Below are 18,450 nucleotides of genomic sequence, written 5' to 3'. Positions count from 1 at the left end.
CGGCCGGTCGGCGGGGCGCCTTCGGAAACACGTCGGGTGAGCGGTTCCGGGCGCCGGGCAAACCATGAGGACATGGGGCAGAACGCATGGCCTGCCGTGCCGACAGTGGTGTCGCGTGTGCTCGACGGGGGCCCGTCCCCCACCGCTCTCCGTCCGGCCGCGTCCTCGGCAGGGCGGCTGGTCGGCATCGACCTGGCCCGCGGCCTCGCGGTCTTCGGCATGTACTCCGCCCACGTCGGCCCCGACACCGCGGTGGGCGGTCCGGTGGGGTTCCTGGTGGAGTGCGCGCGGGGCCGTTCGTCCGCCCTCTTCGCGCTCCTCGCGGGATTCTCACTCGTGATCATCACCGGCCGGCCGCGGCCCCGGACCGGGCAGCCCGGTCGGCAGGCCGTCGCCCGGGTCGCGATCCGCGCGGCCGTCCTCGTGGTCATGGGCTACGTCCTGACCGCGCTGGACACCGACGTGGACGTGATCCTGAGCTTCTACGGGCTGCTCTTCCTGGCGGTCCTCCCGCTGTACCGGCTGCGGGCCGGGACGCTCGCGCTCATCGCCGCCGCCGGCGCGCTGGTCCTGCCGCAGATCCTGTACGTGATCCGGCAGTCGGCCGAAGCAGGTGACTGGGCGGACACCGTCATCGCGTGGGACCCGCTGGCCCGGCTCACCGACACGGGCGGTGTCGTGGAGCTGCTGTTCACGGGCACGTACCCCGTTCTCACCTGGATCCCCTTCCTCGTCGCGGGAATGGCGGTCGCCAGACTCGACCTCACCCGGTCCGGCATCCGGCCCAGGCTGGCCCTGGCCGGCGGGGCGCTCGCCGTGCTCGGCCACGGCGGCTCCTGGCTGGCGTTGCACACCGTGCCGGGCGCTCTTCCCGCCGTCGCCGCCGCGACGGACGGCGGTTCGCCGGCGTCGGCGTGGTGGTCGGACACCGTCGGCAGCCCCGACGACCACACCCCGCTCGCCTGGCTGCTCGTGGCCGCACCGCACAGCCAGACCACCTTTTCCGTCATCGGCAGCACGGGTATCGCCCTGGTGGTGCTGGCCGGGTGCCTGACCGTCGCGGAGCGCCTGCCCCGCGTCAACCACCTGACCAGGCCGATCGCTGCGGTCGGGATGACGGCGCTGACCGCGTACGTCCTGCACGTCGTCGCCCTCTGGCTCCTCCTCGACGTCTGGTACGTGCCCGCGATCGACGGCGACGGCATGAGCGCGCTGCCGGTGCTCCTCGGGTTCGTCGCCGCCGCCGCTCTCGTGGCGACCCTGTGGACCCACCGCTTCCGGCGCGGCCCCCTCGAACACGCGGTGTACACGGCCACCCGGCTCGCGCGCCACGTCCGCTGACCGGCGCACGGCGGGCTCCGCCGCGCCGTGCGCCGGTACCGTCAGCCGGCCAAGAGGCTCGCCCATTCCGTCAGACGCGCGAAGTCCTCCGAGGTCAGGCCGGTCCGCGGATCGACATGGCGGAGGAGCGCCGGACCTCTGTGATGGGCTCGGACCCAGGCCCGGTCCACGTCCGTGATCTCGTCGTCGACCCAGGCGAAGGGGCGGCCCCTCGCCCAGGCGACGACGTCCGGCGTCTTCCAGCACACTCCGCCCTCCGGCTGGGCACGGGGATCGGTCCAGGCGATGTACGGCAGCGAAGGAAGCCCCAGGAGAGGCGAGAGAGAGGTGTTGGCCTCCTCCTCCCACGTCGTGGCCCACACCAGATCGAAGGGCAGGGCGGTGAGCGCCGGGCCGTGAGCCGGGTTCAGCCATACCCGCAGGGGCTTCGCCGCCCTGTCGGGAAGGCCCCAGGCGGCCAGGCGCCGTCGCTCGGCCGCAGCCCAACGCGGAGTCATCAACCGGTGCGTGCCGTAACCCTCGGGCCGTCTGGACGGCTTCGCCGCATAGGGATTCAGCGGCCCGTCCACGTCCACCGACAGCACCGGCCGCACCGGCCCACCCCCCGAGTCTTCCTCCGACGCTACCGGCCGACAGACGAGGGCCCCCACGCATTTCCCAGCAGCCGCGTCACTGGCTGTGCGTCAGTGGCCGGCCGGTGAACGCGTCCAGGAGGGCGCGGCCGCCGACCGGGGACTTCAGCGTCAACCTCACCCGCTCGATGAGCAGGTTGCTGGGGCAGATGCCGTCCCGGGCCCCCGCCACGGACGCGGACAGCACGACGCTGTGCGCCGTCTCGAGGGTCTTCACGACGGGACCGTCGTCGCAGGAGCCGTGCGTGGCGCGGACGGTGACGGACCTGCCGTCCGGGGCCACGTCGACCACTGCGCCGAGTGGCGTCAGCTCGTCGGTCGGCTCCGGTCCGAGCGGCCTGATGGGGGCCTGGGGGAGCGGGGAAGGGCTGACGGCGGCGACCCTGAGCGGGGTGTCGTAGCCCTTCACGGTGAACAGCCACGCCGGGACGGTCGCGCGGCCCCGGCTGGTGACCACGGTCGTCTCGCCCGGCTTCGCCGCGGTCACGGTCAGGCGGGGGCCGGGACCGCCGTCGCGATCCAGGGTCGTGTACACCTCCTGGGCCGAAAGGATCGGCATGCCGAGGGTGTCACCGTTCCTCCACCTCACCTCGCCGTCCGGCCGGGGCGCGGAGGGCAGTGCTCCCCGCAGGTCGAAGTTGCCGGTTTCGTAGGCGCGCCGGTCGGCCGCACCACGGAGACCGCCGTCGGGCAACCGGATCGCGTCCGCCATCGGGTAGTAGCCCGTGCGCCACTTCGCGGCCGCCGGGGAGCCGTCCCAGGCGTCGGCCACCTGGCGGGCCCGGACCTCGGGCCGGGTCGCCGACCGGTCGGGGTGGTCATTCGGCGGACCGTCGTGGCGGTCGCCGCCGCATCCGGTGACCGCGGCGGTGGTGACGGCCGACAGGGCGACCGCGGTGAGCAGACGCACGGTGCGGGCGGCCGTGGTCGTGGTCGTGTGCATGAGTCCCCCAGGGTCCTACGGTGCGTCGTCGAGGCGAATCCGGAAGTGGTCGCCGGACCTGTGACGCACGAGCACCCCGCCGCGTTCGCCGGTCCCCGTATCGGGGACCGGCGGGCTCAGGGGCCGGTCAAGTGGTGCGTCCCGGGAGGGTGTTGATGTCGATGACGGCGCGCTGGAGATCGCCCTGCGGCCGGCCGCCCAGATCGTCGATCGTCACGATGTTCATGTTGCGGGCCAGTCCGGGTGCACGCCAGTCCGTCCGCAGCTTGGTGACCACCTGCGGGTTGAGCCCGTTCGCGAGATACATCAGGTAGTTGTCCCGGACGGAGGCCGGGAAGAACGGTGACAGCAACCGGATCAGGAACAGCTGGGGTATCTGCACATCGGGCTGGACGATGCTCGACAGCACGAAGAACCGGCCGGCGTCGGCGCCGGGATCACGGGCCAGCGCCGCCTGGTTCAGGGTCAGCGTCTGGTCGTAGATCTGCTGGGGCGGGCTTCCGTTGAAGAACGACTTGAGGATGTCCCACCAGGACGGGGCGCCCGTCGGGTAGCTGCCACGGTCGGAGACGCTGTCCCCGTGCCAGGCCCAGGGCTGGTCGACCGCACCCGACGAGTCGACGAGTACGACGTTCTTCCCGGCCTTCACGTAGTCGCCGTAGGTGGAGGTCGGGGACAGGTCGGTCCGGGTGGCGACCCGGGAGCCGAACAGGTCCCGCAACCGGGTCAGAGGCTCCTTCACGTCGGTGCCCGCCGGTGCGGCCACCGAAACGCTGAAGACGACGACCTCCGAGGGGTGTGCGTCGACCCAGCGCTTCACCGAGGCCGCCTCACCCGAGGCATCGTCGAAGAACACCCCTCCCATCGGGGCGCCGTGGAAGGTCCGCCACTGCCCGCCCTCGAAGCACAGCCGCAGATCGACATAGCGGGCGCCCTGGTCGAGCTGGTCGGTGAGGCTGCCGCTCTGGGAGCGCGAGATGCTGGCGGCCAGCCGCGGATCGACTTTGGCGACGTTGTAGGACCAACCGCTGGTGCACAGCGCCGGGTCGGCCGGAATGCTCCAGCTGCCCGAGTCGTGGCTGCCGGGCATGGCGATCCGGTTGAGCGGTTGCCCGTCGAGATAGCCGTGCATGTCGCCCATCCACCGCGACAGATCCACCGTCGCGGCGGGCGCCCGGCCGGACGGTGCCGTCGGCGCCGCGTGCGCCGGTGCGCCGCCGATCACCATCACCGCGACAGCGAGCAGCGAGGCGACCAGACCGGCGGCCGAACGTCGTAAACGGGTGTGGTCCGGGGTGTCGTTCGTGCTGCGTCTCATCGTCGTACGTCCTCCTTGGGGGAAGAGGCCGAGGTCGGGCACAGAGGGTAGAGCGCGGTGGACGCCATGCCCAGAGATGTCACCGACCAATTGGCTCGGTCCGCTCGCGGCCCGGGCACGGAAGCCACCGACCCGCGCCCCGGCGGGGCCCGCACGGCCCTCCCGGCATGCGAGGTCGCCGGCCCGCGGGGACACTGGCCCCGGGCGGAAGGAGTGATCATGCTTCCCGGTTCTTCACCAGGGTGTTCGCCGTGCTGGTCGGCCGGGAGGGGCGGTCACTGCACCTGAAGGCGGCGGGCGGCGCGGCGATCGTCCTCGTGCTGGTGATGCTCGCCGGTTCCTGGGCCGTGGTGATGCCGAAGAGGGCGCCCGCCACGCGAACCTGACGTCGTACCCGAAAGCCCAGTGGTGGGCGATCGAGACGGCGACCACCGTCGGCTACGGAGACTTCTTCCCGGTCACACCGTGGGGGAGGGTGGTCGGTGCGGTCGTCATGGTCGTCGGCATCACGACCTACGGCATGGTCACGGCCGCGCCGGCGACCTGGTTCGTCGGCCGGGAGGACCGCAGGCGGGGCAGTGCCCACCAGCTGCGTGAGGAGACGACCAGCGTCTGCGCAACGACATCTGCTGGTCGGTGTTCGACTGCTGAACACCCGCCGGTCGCCGGCACCGTCCGTACGAAGTGGCCGTGCCGCGTGGTCGCGACCGGCCGACCGCCGTGGCCGCACGCCCCGTCGGCCCCGATGTCAGTGGCGTGTGCCAGGCTGCGTGCATGCTCGAGATCGTGGTGAAGACGGAGAACCGGCAGCGGCACGAGCGTGTGTCCGCCGACGAACTGGCCGGGCTGGTGCGGCGCATCGGGGGCGAGGACGACCGGTTCCTGGTGCTCCAGCGGATACCCGACCTGCCCGACGTCTTCGCCCAGGTCTGGCACAAGACCGGCGGCGACTACACCCTGGAGCACCGCGACGGCGCCGCCGACCGGCACTTCCAGACGACGGCCGGCACACCGGAGGCCGTGACAGCCGCGCTGACCGGCTGGGCCCGACGGGAGGACGGCTGGGACGCCGGCTTCGCCTGGTCGCCGCTGGACATGGGCCCCGTCCGCGAGGTGCCGCCGCTCGACCTGGACGAGGGCGACCGCCGGGACCTGGAGAGCCGCCTTCGTGAGGTACTGGCCGGCGGCTACGCCTCCCGCGCCGAACTGGCCGAGCTGGCCGAGGAATACCTGGTCACCGGCGACCACCGGCCCGTGTCGCGCGAGCAGGCGACCGCCCTGGCCGACCGGCTCTGGCTGGAGCGCGTCGCGGAGCAGGCCACCTGGGAGGGCGAGACGGACCCCGAGCGGCTCACCCGCGCGTTCACCGCCCTCCAGGAGGCCGGTGTCACCGCCCGCGAGAACTTCACCTGCTGCCGCAACTGCGGTGACGCCGAGATCGGTGCCGAGGGCGGTCCGGACACCCGCGGCTTCGTCTACTTCCACTCCCAGTGCACCGACTCCGCCGCGTCCGGCCACGGCCTGATGCTCCTGTACGGCGGCTTCGACGGCTCGTCCGAGACCACCACGGCGATCGGGCACGAGGTGGTGGCCGCCCTCGAAGCGGCCGGACTCGACGCCGAGTGGGACCGCGACCCCGCCCGCGCCATCTCCGTCACCTCACTGAACTGGCGCCGCCGGCTTGTCGGCTAGGCGGATCGCGGGCCGGGCGCCGCGTTTCGGGCGCCCGGCCGGCTTTCGTCCCGGTTACCGGACTCGCCTACAGGTACGGACGGGTGATCAGCTCGATCGCGTGACCGGCGGGGTCCTTGAAGTACACCCCGCGTCCGCCGTGTTCGTCGTTGATCTCACCGGGGCGTCGCATCTGCGGATCGGCCCAGTGCTCGACACCGCGGTCGCACAGTCGCCGGTACGCCCGGTCGAACAGGTCGTCGTCGATCAGGAACGCGTAGTGCTGCATCTGGATCTCCACCGGCGGCTCGGCGAACTGAAGCAGCACCCCGTCATGGAGCTGGATGTTGATGAACGGACCCCAGGACGGCGCTTCCGGAAGTTCCAGCAGTTCGCGGAAGAACCGCGCCGACTCACCGCGATCCTTGGCGGCGATGATGGTGTGGTTGAACGTGACTGACATGCGGTTGACCTCGCTGTCGCTGCGCGCGGGAAAGGGACTCGTCGTGCGCGAGCGCGGGGAGGTCCGCGTGCCGAAGTGGGGTGCCGTTCGCGCACCCACCGTGCGATCAGCCCTCCACCGGGTAGCCGATCCGTGCGTGGCGTAGTGCCGGTCCGGTGTTCACGTCGAGCAACCCTAGTTGTTCTCCCTGACTGCGGCAACGGCGAAACACGGCTGCCCCGGCCGCGCCTCCACGGCCACCACCACGATCAAGGTGCGGGCACCGGTCGTCGGCGCCGCGCATGAAGGCGCAGCCGTGGGACAGGCTCCCAGGGCACCGGACCCGGCCGGACGTGGGGAGTTGAGGGTGCCTGACAGCGTCGTCTTCGAGAGCGCGGAACCGGTCGGAGCGAGACCGGTCATGCCCGTCGGCGCGGGACTGTGGCGAGCCGGCTGCTCGTTCCTCATCGGGGCGCTGCCGTCCGCGCAGCTCGTGACCAGGTGTGCGGTGGGTGTCGACCTGCGCACGGCACACCCGGAGTGCGTGTCGGCGACCGGGGCGTACCGGGCCGCGGGACTCGTGCCGTTTCTGACCGTGGCGGCGCTGGACATGGCCAAGGGATACGCGGCCACCAGGTTGGCCGGGCGGAGTCGGCACACGGTTGCCCTGCATGCGGCACTGGTGGTCGCCGGCCACAACTGGTCGCCCTTTCTGAGGGGTTCGGGTGGTCGGGGCATCATGCCGGCGACCGGAGCGCTGCTGAGCACCGACTGGAGGGGGGCCGCCCTGATCCTCGGCGGCCCCACTCTCGGCTATGCCTGCCGGGAGTCGGGACTCGGAGCCTTCGCTTCCCAACTCCTGTTGCTGTCGGACACCCTGCTCACCCGAAGGCGGCGTGCGGCGCTGCCGTCCGTCGCCGCGGTCCTCGCTCCCATCTGGGCGAAGCGGATCCTCGGCAACGAATTGGACATGCGTGCGGGGCTGCCTCTGACCCGCTACCTGGAACGACTGCTCTACGACCGGGACGGAAGCACCTCGAAGGGGTGAGACCCCCCGCCGGCCATCGAGGCGAGATGACGGACGAACTCCGACATGCGGCCGGTCGCGACGCCGTGAACGTGGGAGAGCGCCGCAGCGTCCCGCTCGATGCCCACCGCTCGGTCGTGGATCTCCCGGACGCTTCGTGAGGCGACGGAGTGGGCGGCCATGAGGTCCAGAATCCACCGTGGACCGTCTCCGCCGGGATCCCGCAGCCGGGCCACCACCTGTTCGGCCAGATCCTCACGGCCGTCCGCGCTCAGCCGTTCGCACAGCAAGCCGATCGGTCTGGTGAACTTGCCCTCGACGAGGTCGCTCGGCACGCGGCCCGATGCGTCCTCCCCGTCGCCGTCCCCGGCGGTCTGGAACATGTCGTTGTGGTCGTCGACCAGTTGGTAGAGGATTCCGACGCGGTAGCCGAGCCGTTCCATCGCCGCACGCGTGGCCTCGTCCTGGCCACCGGTCACGGCGGCACCCGCGGCGACACAGGCGAAAGGCGCACCGGTCTTGAGCCGGACCAGCTCCTCATAGGGCACCGAACGGAAGTCGTACCAGCCCTGGTGCCACCCGATGTCCATGCTCTGGCCGAGCGGCACGAGTGTCGCCATCACATCCAGCTGGTGCCGCACCCCGTCCTTCTCGATCAGCGTGAGATCGGAGCAGTGCAGGGGATGGTGCGCGAACGACCGTACGACACAGGCGAGGTTGATCGCGTTGCTGACGCTCTCGCTGACGTGCACGGCACGGTCGCGGTCCCTGAAGTCCGCGTTGTCCTGGACGTCGTCGAGCACCAGTGACGCGGCGTGGTACAACTCGACGGCCGCGGCCAGCGGCTGCGCCTTCTCCAGGTCGCCGCCGAGGAGTTCCGCGCAGAGCAGGGCGAACAGCGACCGGAGCCGTTTGCCCTTCCGGGCCACTTGGCGTTCCACCAGGGCGCGCATACGGTCGTGGTGACCCCACGGCCAGAGCGCGAAGCCGGCGCGCATGCGCTCGTCGATGGCGTGCAACTGGTCCGAGTAGTGCTCGCGCAGTGCGGTGCTCATGCGGCCGCCCTGTCCCTGGCCGGGCGCGGCCAGCCCCTTGCGAGGCGTGACCGGTAGGCCGCGTAGTGGACGAAGCCCAGGATGATGAGCGAGAACCAGCTCATGAACGGCTCCTTGAGCAGCACCATCGACAGGGCCGTCAGATTGATCGCCGCGACCGCACTTCTTGCGGCCGCTTTGCGGGCCACGGTGCGTCCGGTCCACAACTGGGGAAAGTAGGTCGCGGCGAAGATCCCGACGATGCCGGCCATCACGAGCCAGTGGAACGCCAGAACGGCACCGAGCGAGGTGGCGATGCCCATCCCGCCCCTGAACCCCATGTGCACCGGCCAGATGTGCCCGGAGACGACGGCGACGATCCCCAGGGTGACGACCGTGCTCGACAGGCCCAGGTGGATACCGCCGAGGACGACGACGTAGCCCTTGAGCATGTCGAGGAGCAGGATGACGAAGAACCAGGGCCGGCCGAGGACCTTGCCCACGTTCTGGGCGCCCGCGTTCCCGCTGCCGAGGTCGCGGATGTCCTGCCCGATGTGGGCCTTCGTGACGTAGTAACTGGTCGAGACGCAGCCGATGAGATAGCTCACGACGGCATAGCCCGTCACCAGCGCGATGTGATGCGTATGCACATGGTTCGTCAGGTTCATCAGGTATCCACCACACACCTCGTTCGAGCAGGGCATTACTTGAGCAGGGCAAGGGAGAACAGGCCCGGGAACCAGGCCAGGCGCAGAATGAGCAGCACCCGCGCCGTCGAGGCGTCCCGATCCGGTGAGGTCCACAGGATCCAGGCGCACAGGCATACCGGCGTGATCAGGAACGGGGCGGCACAGACGAGGAACAGGGAGGGTGCCGAACTGACCGGGGCGCCTACGGCGAGCACCGCCAAGCACAGGGCGGCGGCCACGGTGGCGTAGGCGCCGACACTCACTTCCGGCCGGAAGACCGTGGCCAGCGTGCGGAAGCCGGCCTCGCCGTCGGCAGCGCTGTCCTGCAACGTCTTGACGATCTCGTAGCCGAGCACGAACAGCAGGACCGTCCCGGCCGCCACACAGGGTCGGAGGGTGAGTCCGCCGGTGACCGAGGCACCGAACAGCAATGTGCCGCCACAGACCACACCGACGACGAGGTTGCCGACCAGCACGGTGTCCTTGAGCCGGTAGGAGTAGGCGAGGTCGAGCAGGAGCAGTGCACCGGCGAAAAGTGTCTGGGTCGGTCCCAGCGCGGCGGCGGTCGTCATGGTCAGCAGCGCCAGCGCCAGGACCACGGACCAGGCGGTACGGACCCCCAGCTGTCCGGAGGCTATGGGCCGCCAGGGCTTGCCGATCCGGTCGGCCGGCAGGTCGGCGATGTCGTTCACGGCGTTCGCGACGCCCATCACCCCGGCCATGGACACCATTGACAGGGTGTCACGGCCCCAGCCCGCCGCGGCCGGGTGGCCCGCGAGACTGCCGCCGCACGCCGCGGACAGCGCCGCCAACAGACACGTGATCGGACGGGTGATCCGGCAGGCTGCGGCGAGCCGATTCCCCGTCCCCATGTGGGAAGCGCTGTGCGCCATGGATGGTTTCCGTCTCCTCGTCCGCCGCGTTACCCCACGGCCCCACGCCGATGTACGCGGCCCGTCGTACCGTCCACGGTGATGACCTCGCCGTCACGGATGCTCCGAGTGACCGAGTGCAGGGCGACGACGGCAGGCACGCCGTACTCGCGGGCGATGACCGACATGTGTGCGGCCACACTTCCCACGTCGGCGGCGACCGCCGCGGCACGCATGATCTGCGGAGCGAGCGCCGGCACGAGGGAGCGGACGACGAGGATGTCACCGGCCGCCATCCGCGCTGTCTCCGGATGGTCGACGATCCTGGCCCGGCCGGTGGCCCTTCCGGGGCTGACCCCGATGCCGTGCAGTACGTCGCCGTCCGACGCGCTCGCCGTGGTCGGACGCCCGAGCAGGAGCGGGAGCAGGCAGGCCGCGGTGCCCAGCGCCAACGGCGGGCGCAAGGCGCGCTGACGGGCCCAGGCGGAAACCCGGTCCGCGACCGCCTCCCGCATGGAGGTGCCCGATCCCGTGGAGAGGGCGGTCCGCAATTCGGGCAGGGTCAGGAAGTGCACGTCTTCCGGGCGGTCGATGACGTCTTGGTCCACGAGCGCCGTACCGAGCCGGTGCAGCGCCCGCCGGAGAACCGGCCAGGGTTCGGTGAGCTTCCCGGTGTGCAGCCGTCGTCGGCGGGCACTGTCCCGTGCGAGGGTGAGCAGACGCTGGAAAGGGGCCGGATCGGTGTTGTGCTGCAGGAGCACCGACAGACACGCCTGCTCGAGCCGCAGGGCGCCGGTGGCGCGTGTCACGGGAGCGCCTGCCCGCGGATCGGGTGCTTCGGCCACTTCGCCGAGGGTCGGCCGGTACCAGTCCAGGGTGGAGACCGCGTGCGCGGGTGCCGGTTCGCTCCGTCCACGCTCCACCAGGAGTTCCTGGTACGGCGCCCCCAGCGAAGGGTGCAGCCGCCGCCGGTAGTAGCGGGCCAGCGCCTGTTCGGCACGCCAGGCGGCGCCGCCCACCAGGAGCATCGGCCACAGATAGTCTCCGACGACCGCCACGACGCGGTCCACGAACTCGGCCACTTGGAGTTCGGACATCGACTCGAACCCGGCGGTCACCGAGCTCAGCAGCTCTCGGTACCGGCGTGTGTGGTGGTCGAGTGCGGCCGTCTCCTTGGCCGTGACGAACCTGTCGGGGACCGACGGCCGGTGTCGGCCGGCGAGCATGGCGCAGGCGAAACGGGGGTTGACGAGCATCCCTTCGAGCAGTGCGACGGAGCGGCGTTCACCGAGCGGTGAGTGGTAGTACCAGCCGTTGACGATCCGGTACGACGGTGTGGACACCAGCACTCCGCTGCGCTGCCACTGGGCGCGCCGGAACCGCAGGTCGACTGCCGGCAGGAACCAGGTGGCGAACAGTGGGGTCACCGGTTCCGGCAGCCACTCACCGAGGCGGATGTCGCGCCGCCACTCGCCGCGCGCCGGCACCGGCCAGGCGGGCTCGACCGCGTCGGCGTGGGTCACCGGCCGGGCTTGCAGCAGGGTGATGTCGCCGTCGCGCAGGGCCCACTCGATCTCGGCGCGACAGGACAGGGCCGCGGAAACCCGCCGAGTCAACTCCGCCACGGCAACTGCCTGTTCGGAGGTGATGACCGCGCAGGTGCTCCGCAGGCGGTCGGCGTGGGTGCCCGTGACCGTCCACTCGTCGGCAGGCGACTCTCCCTGCATCAGTCGGTCCGCACGGCCCCGTACCGCGGAGACTGACACCGCGCCTGGGCCGCCGCCCTCGGATCCGGTGGCAAAGGCGGCGCCGGCCGCTTCGGGTTCGAGCATGCGCTGCACCAGGACTGCCATGGGCGGAGCGTCGACGGCTCCCGCGTACCGGGCGCGTGCGGGGTTCTCCGCGGACGCCCAGCACTCCAGGACAGCGGTCCGCAGCGCGTCGGGTCCGGTCACGTCGAGCACGCTGGTGTGCAGGCCGGCGCAGGAGGCCTCGACCGTGTCCTCGGCGGTGCCGGAGGACCGTACGGCGAGCGGCTCCGTGGGATGGAGGTCCGTGATCTCCACAAGGGCGTGCTCCAGGGGGGCCAAGTGGCCGGCCCGGCCGTTCGGAGCGGTGGCGGTGTCCTCTTGGTGTCGCCGGTGGATCCAGGTGGGGATGACGACGCCGTCGGCGCACGGGAACCCCTCTCTCAGCAGCCGGGCGAGAGTGGCCGCCTTGTACCCGGTGACCTGCGGATCCGTCGCCCGGCCGTCGGTGAGTGCCAGGGTGGTGGGCGGGTCCGACGGTTTGCGCATGGGGCTTCCTTGTCTGTTGCCTGTGTTCCGCGCCCGGGACCTATGCACGGGCGGCTGTCGGCCCGTCGGTTCTCGCGCGGTGACCGGCACGGCCCGGCTCCATCATCAGATCCGCGGCGATGCGCAGGGAGTGGGAGCGGATGACCGCATAGTGCCTCTCGTAGAGGCGGGTGAACTCGGAGAATGCGTCGGGGCAGCGACGGCTCCACTGTTTCTCGCTCATCCGGACGCCCGATTCCCGTGCCCGTGCGAGGCGCCGGCTTTCGATCGGGTGCCGGTCGACGAGACTCAGGAGTATGTTCGCCCCGCCTGTCATGTGGTCGTGCCGCCAGTCCCTGAGGTCGTCGGCGAAACGGCAGGCGAGGCCAAGTGCGTGGAAGTCGTCCAGAGCACCTTGCGGTGCGATACGTCCTTGGAACAGGCCTATCAGTTCGGCGAGTTGTCTCATGACGACGCCGCAGTCGACCTCCGCGTCCTCCAGGAGCTCGTCCACCGACGGTGTGGTGCTTCGGCTCTCGATCGAGGTGGCGTAGCGCCGGTAGTCCTTGTCGACGGTCCGGCGCAGCGCCCGGCGGATCCTGTCGCGCCGGGCCGGGTCACAGGTGGCGTCGAGATGGGCACGCATGTTGACGATGGCCTGCTCGATGTCCGAGGTCCGGGCGAGTTCGTCGAAGTGCACGGATTCAAGGCCGACGCGGCGCTCGAATTCGTCATCGAGCAGGAAGGCGATCCTGTTGACCAGGATGAGCAGTTGCGCCGTTCCCCGCCGTGTTCGCCGACCGGTCGCTTCGGTGAAACCGGCCAGCAGCAGGCCGACGAAGAGGTCGTAGGCGGCGATTTCCAGCGCCCGGCCGCCCATTGCGGCGGGCAGTCCCTTGCGATATGGGTGAAGGAGCAAATGCCGGCCGTATCCGGGGAGCAGCCGCAACGCCGTGCGGGTGCGACCGGCCGTGCGCGGAAGGACCGTCATGAGACGCACCGGCGCCGGTCCGGCTCTGCGGCGAGCGTGGTGCCGACGACTCTTCGCGTTGCCGGGAACAGGGCGCGGTGGCACGTCGTCATGTGCCGGGGATGGGCGGCCCGGAGCTGGGCCAGACAGGCGTGGGCATGGCGGTCGGCTCCGGAGTGCCGCGTCACGAATCGCTCGCACATGTCGGTAACCGTTTTCCGCTCGCCGAGTTGGGCTCCGAAGAGTGCCAGGGAATGGCGTAAGTAGCGCCAGTACCGGTCACAGTCGTCCGTGTCGGGGCGGTACTTCAGGGCGGCCGCGGTGCGCGGGTACGAGAGGGCGATGACACCGGCGAAGACGTCGAGGTATTCGCCTTTCATGCCCGGGAGCCCTCTGTGGACGGCACCGAGTTCACCGATGCGCCGACGCACCGCGGGATCGGCTATGCCCGGGCCCCGCGTGTGCGCGTCCCCGATGCCGAGCAGGCTCGTCAGGAACTGCCTCTCCCGTCCACCGTCGGCGATCTTGCGCAGCATCAGCGCGCTTTCGCGGCCGTCGGCCGATCCCACGCGGGTGAGCAGCGGGAGAGTCACGTAGGTGGTGAAGATGAACATGCCCGCTCCACCCAGAATGCCGGGGGCCGTCCAAACGGTGCGGACGGCGCGCAGATCGTGGGCGTAATCCGGTGAATCTACATACTGAAGAACCCTTTCGGGCATGCTCGAAGTCCCCCCGATCCCGTCGCAGGCCAAGCAGGCTCCCGCCAGGGTCGGCTTCGGTCAAGGGGTCGGTACGATCGTAATTTTGTTCTATGTCTGCTTCTCCCGTATCGGTCCCGCTCCGCACCCGGGGCCGCTCGGCCCGCTGACCTGGGCAGGGTGAACGCTTTCGCCTCCCTCGGTCCTCCGGAGGACCGTCTCCTGCCGGCAGCACTGCCCGGCCACCCGTGGCCCGGGGCGTGTGCACTGCGGCAGCGGCCGGCCCGACAGAAGCATCAGGATCGAGGTGGCCGATCTCCTCGCCGCGGTTCCGGCGGCGGTCACGGCAACGATCGCCGACCTTCCGACCTGAGTGACCGTCCCCGGCGGCCCCGGCACGCCCTTGCACAACCGGTGACGCGCCTGCCCCCTCCGGCATGCGTGATGCCGTCCGGGCGAAGGGCTCGGCGCGACTCCCACGGCATTCCGGCCGAATCGGCCCATAATCACCTCGTGCGGTGGAGCGGCGGAAGCGAGGGGCTGCGTGATTTCGGCGGGGGAGCGCTACCGGAAGCGCCGTATCGACGTCGGCGGACTCGAGATGGCGTACGTCGACGAGGGCGAAGGCGATCCGATCGTGTTCCTGCACGGCAACCCGACGTCGTCGTACGTCTGGCGGAACGTGCTGCCGTACCTGGTGGACAAGGGCCGCTGCATCGCCCCCGACCTGATCGGGATGGGGGACTCCGTGAAGCTCCCCGACAGCGGACCGGGCTCGTACCGCTTCGTGGAGCATCGCCGTTTCCTCGACGCGCTCCTCCAGGCGCTGGGTGTGCGGGAGCGGGTGATCCTGGTGGTGCAGGACTGGGGTTCGGCCCTGGGCTTCGACTGGGCGTACCGTCACCCCTCCGCCGTCCGGGCCATCGCCTACATGGAGGCGTTCGTGGCCCCGATCGACTCCTGGAGCGACTGGCCGGAGTCCGCGGTGCCCGTCTTCCGGGCGATCCGTTCCGCCGAGGGCGAGGGCATGGTCCTCGACCGGAACTTCTTCGTCGAGGAGGTTCTGCCCACGGAGGTGCTGCGAGGTCTGTCGGAGGCGGAGATGGCCGTGTACCGCCGCCCTTACGCGGAGCCCGGGGAATCGCGCAGGCCGACGCTGACGTGGCCCCGCGAGGTGCCCGTCGCGGGCGAGCCGCGCGAGGTGCACGACGCGATCATGCGCTATGCCGCATGGCTGGCGAAGTCGACGGTGCCCAAGTTGTTCATCGAGGCCGTTCCGGGGGCCATGTTCGCCTCGCACCGGGCCGTCGCCCGGGCCTGGCCGAACCAGACACACCTGACCGTCCGAGGCGGCCACATGGTGCAGGAGGACGCCCCCGACGAGATCGGCGCGGCTCTCGCGGCCTGGTTGAGTGGTCTATCCGACGCGGAGTGACGGGGTCACGGTAGTCGCGTAGCCCGGGCCAGATCGCGCTCAGGCGCGGCGGGTACCGGCGCAGGCCCTCTTGCGCTCAGGACGCGCCGCGAAAGACGTACGCCGTCGTGGGGGCGGCAACCGGCCCCGGGCCCAGGCGGGCCGTCATCTCTTCGATGACGGTGGTCCGGGCCGCGGCTGTGAGGATCAGGGGACGGCCGTCACGTCCCACCAGGTCATGCAGAGGCTGTCGGTCGCCTGACAGGCCCGGCCGCTGTGCTGGTCGGACCAGGAGAGGTAGCACCGGGCACCGGTGGCCAGTACCGCTCCCGCGGCAGCCGCGCCCAGTACGCGCGGCAGGACGGGGTATCGGTGCGGACGGGAGGCGGTCATTGACCCAGCCTTCCCGAACGCGGGCCGGGGAGCCTGAGTATCCGTACTCACCTCCATCGGTGGTTCAAGAGGCCAAGGTACGGATCTGCACCGCTCCGCCACAGGGAAGCGGTTCGGGTTGGATCCCCTGCTCGGGGATCACTCAAGTGAGAGCAAGCTTCAACGCCGATACGGCACGCCCAGAACTGGTGGCGGGGATCTGCCATCGAAAGGCGTCACCGTTGCCGTCGACGTACAGGAGGGTGCCGCCCCTCTCCGCGTTGGTGATGTCGAAGGCGACAGTGTTTCTGCGGAAGGTGCCACTGGTGACGGTCGGGCCGCCGTCGGCGAAACCCGTGGGTGCGATCCTCGCCGCGCTCTTGCTGTTCCCTGCGCTGACGGTGCGCCCGTTGGCTGCCTTCCAGCGGAAGCCACCGGTCTTTGTCGTGGCCGTCACCGGTCTCTTGGAGCGGTTCTCGGCGCTGAAGGTGACGATGGCGTACAGGTCGCGCTCGGGGGTGCCGCTGCTCGTCCTGCGGAGGTAGAGCACGGTGTCGGGGGTGATACGCAGGGTCCCACCGCCCCCGGCACCGGCAGTGTCGGCGCTCTGGTTCAGCTTGAGCGCCGCACGCGCACTCGGCTTCGGGCTGCTGTTGTTGTTGTCGCCGCCGGTGCAGGCGGTGAGAGGCGCGAGACAGCAGACGGTGATGAGGGCGGTGGATATGGTGGCGGAGCGGTGCATGATTCCCTTCAACGGCACCGTCATCGAGACCGGCGCTGACTCTGTGTCGCCTCGCGTGCTTCGGTGAGGGCTCGCTGCCTGAGGTTGCCGCCGAACAACTGAATCGTGGTGGCGGCAAGGACGTCATCCCTGCCGATGGTCCGCCCGTCCTCCCTGCGGGCGGCCGGGGCCCGGAAGGAATCCTTGAGGGACGGAGGTGGGGCCGGTTCACCCGACATCACCAGGGTGACCGTACCAACACGTCTGACCCCGCCCTCTCGGACGACCCTGGCCGCGTCCCGGGCGAGGTCCGTCAGGAACACGCTCGCGATTCCGTCCAGGTCGCGGACCAGCGCTGGGACGGCCGTCGTCCCCTGGCTCCGCAGCAGCTTCCTGACCCCGGCCTCGAACCTGTGGGCACCGACCACAGCACTCGGTTTGCGCGACCTGCTGCGTTTACGAGAAGGCACGATGACACCCTCGGCGTCGTACAGGACACCGGTCAGGCCTTGGAACGTCGGGCTGTGGTCGTACCACTCGACCCCCACCTCGAGCTCGACGTTCCGCTCGATCGCCGAGAGAAGGTCCCCGGGAATCAGCTTCTTCCGGGCCTGTTCCGCCGCCGCACTCCTCGCGCCGTCGATGATCTCCTTCAGCACGGTCCGCGTCACCGACGCGGCGGCCCACGCGGCTGATCGAGAGAGGTGCATCGGGGTCACGTCCCTGAACACCGCTTTGACGAGAGAAGGCTTGAACGGCGAGACATCCATGACCGAGGCGGTCTCGGGACCGCTGCTCTCAGGGCGTGCGGGCTGTGCGGCCATCGGAAGAAACGCTCCCTGCTGTCGGAGTTGTCAGAGTCCTACACTTCACCACGCAGACCCTCTCTGCCCCATCCTCCGTCGAAGCGGCACCCGGTCAAGGGCCTGACGGGCACGTTCTCCGTCGACTGGGCGGCGATCGAGGGGAAGCCGGGGGTTCCGCTGCCAGAGGACTCCAAGGAGCTCTACGAGGTGTTCGGCGGCGGCGGCTTCAGGGGTTCCGTCTACTTTGTGGGACACGACGAGGGCTTTGGGACGTTCGACTTCCTGAGACACCGGCGACCCCTCCGTCGGGCAGCCGCTCTGACCGGGCCGGTCAACCCCCGTTCGTGGCAACGAGATTGCCGTCGTTTCGCATCGCAATCCGTGAGCCAGTGGGGTCCGGGCGGGGCGGGGGTGTCCGCCGGAGCGGTCCCCGCCCGGTTCGCGGCACGTCAGTACACCAGTACCTCCGTCCTCTGCCGTCAGTCGTCGTCGCGGTCGTCGGAGTCGCCGTGCCGGTGGTGGTCGTCGGCCTCCGAGGCCGTGACCTTGCCGGACCGGGCCCCGACGGTGACCTCGTGGTCGCGACCCTTTGCGTCCGTCACGTCGACGTGCCAGACGGGCGTGCCGTGTTCGCCTTCGAGTTCCGCCGCGGTCGCGGTGCCCTTGATCCTGGCGAGCGCCGCGTCCACGGCCCTGGTCACGTCGGTCCCCGCGGACTTGGCGAGGGCGGCGTCATCGTCGGAGTCGTCGTCCTTCGCCGTGGCGGTGGCGGTGACCATGCCGTCGGTGGCGTCGACGGTGAACTCGCGCTCGGTGCCCCTGGCGTCGACGACCTCGGCCTTCCAGACCGGCTTGCTCAGGCTGTCGTCGAGTTCGATCTCGGTGACCGTGCCCGCCGTGGACCGGGTGGCATCCGCCACGGCCTGCTTCAGATCGACCTTGCCGGCCTTGACGATCGTGCGGTCACTGCCGTGGTCGCCGTGGTCGTCGCGGTCGGTCCCGGCCGAGCCGGCCGCGGCCGTCTCCAACCCCCTGTGATCGCCGTCCTCGGCGAAGGCGACGGCGGTCGCGGCCCCCGCGCCGCCGAGCACCACCGTGGCCGCGAGCACGGTGGCGACGGTGCGCCGACGACCGGCCGGCGTGTGCGAACGAGCCCTCATGAGGAAGTCTCCCTTCTCGGACGAGCCTCCGGACGAGGCTCTGGACGAGTGCGGGACGGTGTGT

General features: G+C 70.5%; 18 protein-coding genes and 1 pseudogene. 5 read left to right on the top strand and 14 right to left on the bottom strand.

The features are described from left to right. Nucleotides 1–72 precede the first annotated feature (72 nt). Nucleotides 73–1,341 carry a DUF418 domain-containing protein gene (locus tag BLW57_RS03030; RefSeq protein ID WP_093471932.1) on the top strand — a complete coding sequence of 423 codons (1,269 nt, stop codon included), beginning with the start codon at nucleotides 73–75 and terminating at the stop codon, nucleotides 1,339–1,341. Between the two features lie 41 nt (nucleotides 1,342–1,382). On the opposite strand, the gene BLW57_RS03025 is transcribed toward BLW57_RS03030, so the two are convergent. From BLW57_RS03025 to BLW57_RS03015, 3 genes are all read right to left on the bottom strand, one after another. Further along, complete coding sequence (locus BLW57_RS03025) at nucleotides 1,383–1,925, bottom strand: hypothetical protein (RefSeq protein WP_093480486.1); 543 nt, start codon at nucleotides 1,923–1,925, stop codon at nucleotides 1,383–1,385. Nucleotides 1,926–2,010: 85 nt separating this feature from the next. Continuing rightward, a complete protein-coding gene (locus tag BLW57_RS03020; protein WP_093471930.1) occupies nucleotides 2,011–2,916 on the bottom strand; it encodes a hypothetical protein in 906 nt (301 codons plus the stop codon). 127 nt (nucleotides 2,917–3,043) lie between these two features. Continuing rightward, on the bottom strand, nucleotides 3,044–4,234 hold the full coding sequence (locus BLW57_RS03015) for a phosphatidylinositol-specific phospholipase C domain-containing protein (RefSeq protein WP_093471929.1): 1,191 nt from the start codon (nucleotides 4,232–4,234) through the stop codon (nucleotides 3,044–3,046). Between the two features lie 242 nt (nucleotides 4,235–4,476). Between BLW57_RS03015 and BLW57_RS03010 the strand changes: the two are divergent. Both BLW57_RS03010 and BLW57_RS03005 read left to right on the top strand, forming a co-directional pair. Then, nucleotides 4,477–4,835 (top strand): annotated as a pseudogene (locus BLW57_RS03010) (ion channel); the annotation flags it as partial. A 173-nt stretch (nucleotides 4,836–5,008) separates the two neighbouring features. Then, complete coding sequence (locus tag BLW57_RS03005) at nucleotides 5,009–5,926, top strand: DUF6891 domain-containing protein (protein WP_093471927.1); 918 nt, start codon at nucleotides 5,009–5,011, stop codon at nucleotides 5,924–5,926. 67 nt (nucleotides 5,927–5,993) lie between these two features. Here the strand turns inward: BLW57_RS03005 and BLW57_RS03000 are convergent, their stop codons facing one another. Next, complete coding sequence (locus tag BLW57_RS03000; protein WP_093471926.1) at nucleotides 5,994–6,368, bottom strand: VOC family protein; 375 nt, start codon at nucleotides 6,366–6,368, stop codon at nucleotides 5,994–5,996. A 346-nt stretch (nucleotides 6,369–6,714) separates the two neighbouring features. Here BLW57_RS03000 and BLW57_RS02995 point away from each other — a divergent pair, with 346 nt between their 5' ends. After that, nucleotides 6,715–7,395 (top strand): glycerol-3-phosphate acyltransferase, encoded by a 681-nt coding sequence (locus BLW57_RS02995; RefSeq protein WP_093471924.1) that lies wholly within the window; start codon nucleotides 6,715–6,717, stop codon nucleotides 7,393–7,395. On the opposite strand, the gene BLW57_RS02990 is transcribed toward BLW57_RS02995, so the two are convergent. The 6 genes from BLW57_RS02990 to BLW57_RS02965 form a co-directional block, all read right to left on the bottom strand. Next, on the bottom strand, nucleotides 7,362–8,429 hold the full coding sequence (locus tag BLW57_RS02990) for a polyprenyl synthetase family protein (RefSeq protein WP_093471923.1): 1,068 nt from the start codon (nucleotides 8,427–8,429) through the stop codon (nucleotides 7,362–7,364). The two genes, BLW57_RS02995 and BLW57_RS02990, sit on opposite strands and share 34 nt — an antisense overlap. After that, on the bottom strand, nucleotides 8,426–9,076 hold the full coding sequence (locus BLW57_RS02985; protein WP_176985432.1) for a glycerol-3-phosphate acyltransferase: 651 nt from the start codon (nucleotides 9,074–9,076) through the stop codon (nucleotides 8,426–8,428). The genes BLW57_RS02990 and BLW57_RS02985 overlap by 4 nt, the downstream gene beginning before the upstream one ends. Nucleotides 9,077–9,111: 35 nt before the next feature. Further along, nucleotides 9,112–9,990 (bottom strand): UbiA family prenyltransferase, encoded by an 879-nt coding sequence (locus BLW57_RS02980; protein WP_093471919.1) that lies wholly within the window; start codon nucleotides 9,988–9,990, stop codon nucleotides 9,112–9,114. A gap of 29 nt (nucleotides 9,991–10,019) precedes the next feature. After that, on the bottom strand, nucleotides 10,020–12,266 hold the full coding sequence (locus BLW57_RS02975) for a PEP/pyruvate-binding domain-containing protein (RefSeq protein ID WP_093471918.1): 2,247 nt from the start codon (nucleotides 12,264–12,266) through the stop codon (nucleotides 10,020–10,022). 40 nt (nucleotides 12,267–12,306) lie between these two features. Further along, nucleotides 12,307–13,125, bottom strand: coding sequence for a hypothetical protein (locus tag BLW57_RS02970; RefSeq protein ID WP_093471916.1), 819 nt, complete (start codon nucleotides 13,123–13,125; stop codon nucleotides 12,307–12,309). 107 nt (nucleotides 13,126–13,232) lie between these two features. Continuing rightward, nucleotides 13,233–13,829: a hypothetical protein gene (locus BLW57_RS02965; RefSeq protein WP_093471915.1), complete on the bottom strand. Its 597-nt coding sequence runs from the start codon at nucleotides 13,827–13,829 to the stop codon at nucleotides 13,233–13,235. 628 nt (nucleotides 13,830–14,457) lie between these two features. Between BLW57_RS02965 and BLW57_RS02960 the strand changes: the two genes are divergently transcribed. Beyond that, on the top strand, nucleotides 14,458–15,348 hold the full coding sequence (locus tag BLW57_RS02960; protein ID WP_093471913.1) for a haloalkane dehalogenase: 891 nt from the start codon (nucleotides 14,458–14,460) through the stop codon (nucleotides 15,346–15,348). A gap of 186 nt (nucleotides 15,349–15,534) precedes the next feature. Here BLW57_RS02960 and BLW57_RS02955 read toward each other — a convergent pair whose 3' ends face one another. The 4 genes from BLW57_RS02955 to BLW57_RS02940 all read right to left on the bottom strand — a co-directional run bounded on the left by BLW57_RS02955 (nucleotide 15,535) and on the right by BLW57_RS02940 (nucleotide 18,386). Continuing rightward, the gene (locus BLW57_RS02955) at nucleotides 15,535–15,720 is read right to left on the bottom strand and encodes a hypothetical protein (protein ID WP_093471912.1); all 186 of its coding nucleotides are present in this window, start codon (nucleotides 15,718–15,720) and stop codon (nucleotides 15,535–15,537) included. A gap of 142 nt (nucleotides 15,721–15,862) precedes the next feature. Then, nucleotides 15,863–16,441, bottom strand: coding sequence for a hypothetical protein (locus tag BLW57_RS02950; protein ID WP_093471910.1), 579 nt, complete (start codon nucleotides 16,439–16,441; stop codon nucleotides 15,863–15,865). A gap of 20 nt (nucleotides 16,442–16,461) precedes the next feature. Then, complete coding sequence (locus BLW57_RS02945; RefSeq protein ID WP_093471909.1) at nucleotides 16,462–17,244, bottom strand: hypothetical protein; 783 nt, start codon at nucleotides 17,242–17,244, stop codon at nucleotides 16,462–16,464. Between the two features lie 461 nt (nucleotides 17,245–17,705). Next, on the bottom strand, nucleotides 17,706–18,386 hold the full coding sequence (locus BLW57_RS02940) for a PepSY domain-containing protein (RefSeq protein ID WP_176985431.1): 681 nt from the start codon (nucleotides 18,384–18,386) through the stop codon (nucleotides 17,706–17,708). Nucleotides 18,387–18,450: the final 64 nt, after the last annotated feature.

It is taken from the genome of Streptomyces sp. 1222.5, assembly GCF_900105245.1.
GTDB lineage: Bacteria > Actinomycetota > Actinomycetes > Streptomycetales > Streptomycetaceae > Streptomyces > Streptomyces albidocamelliae.
This window is presented reverse-complemented; position numbering and strand designations above follow the sequence as displayed.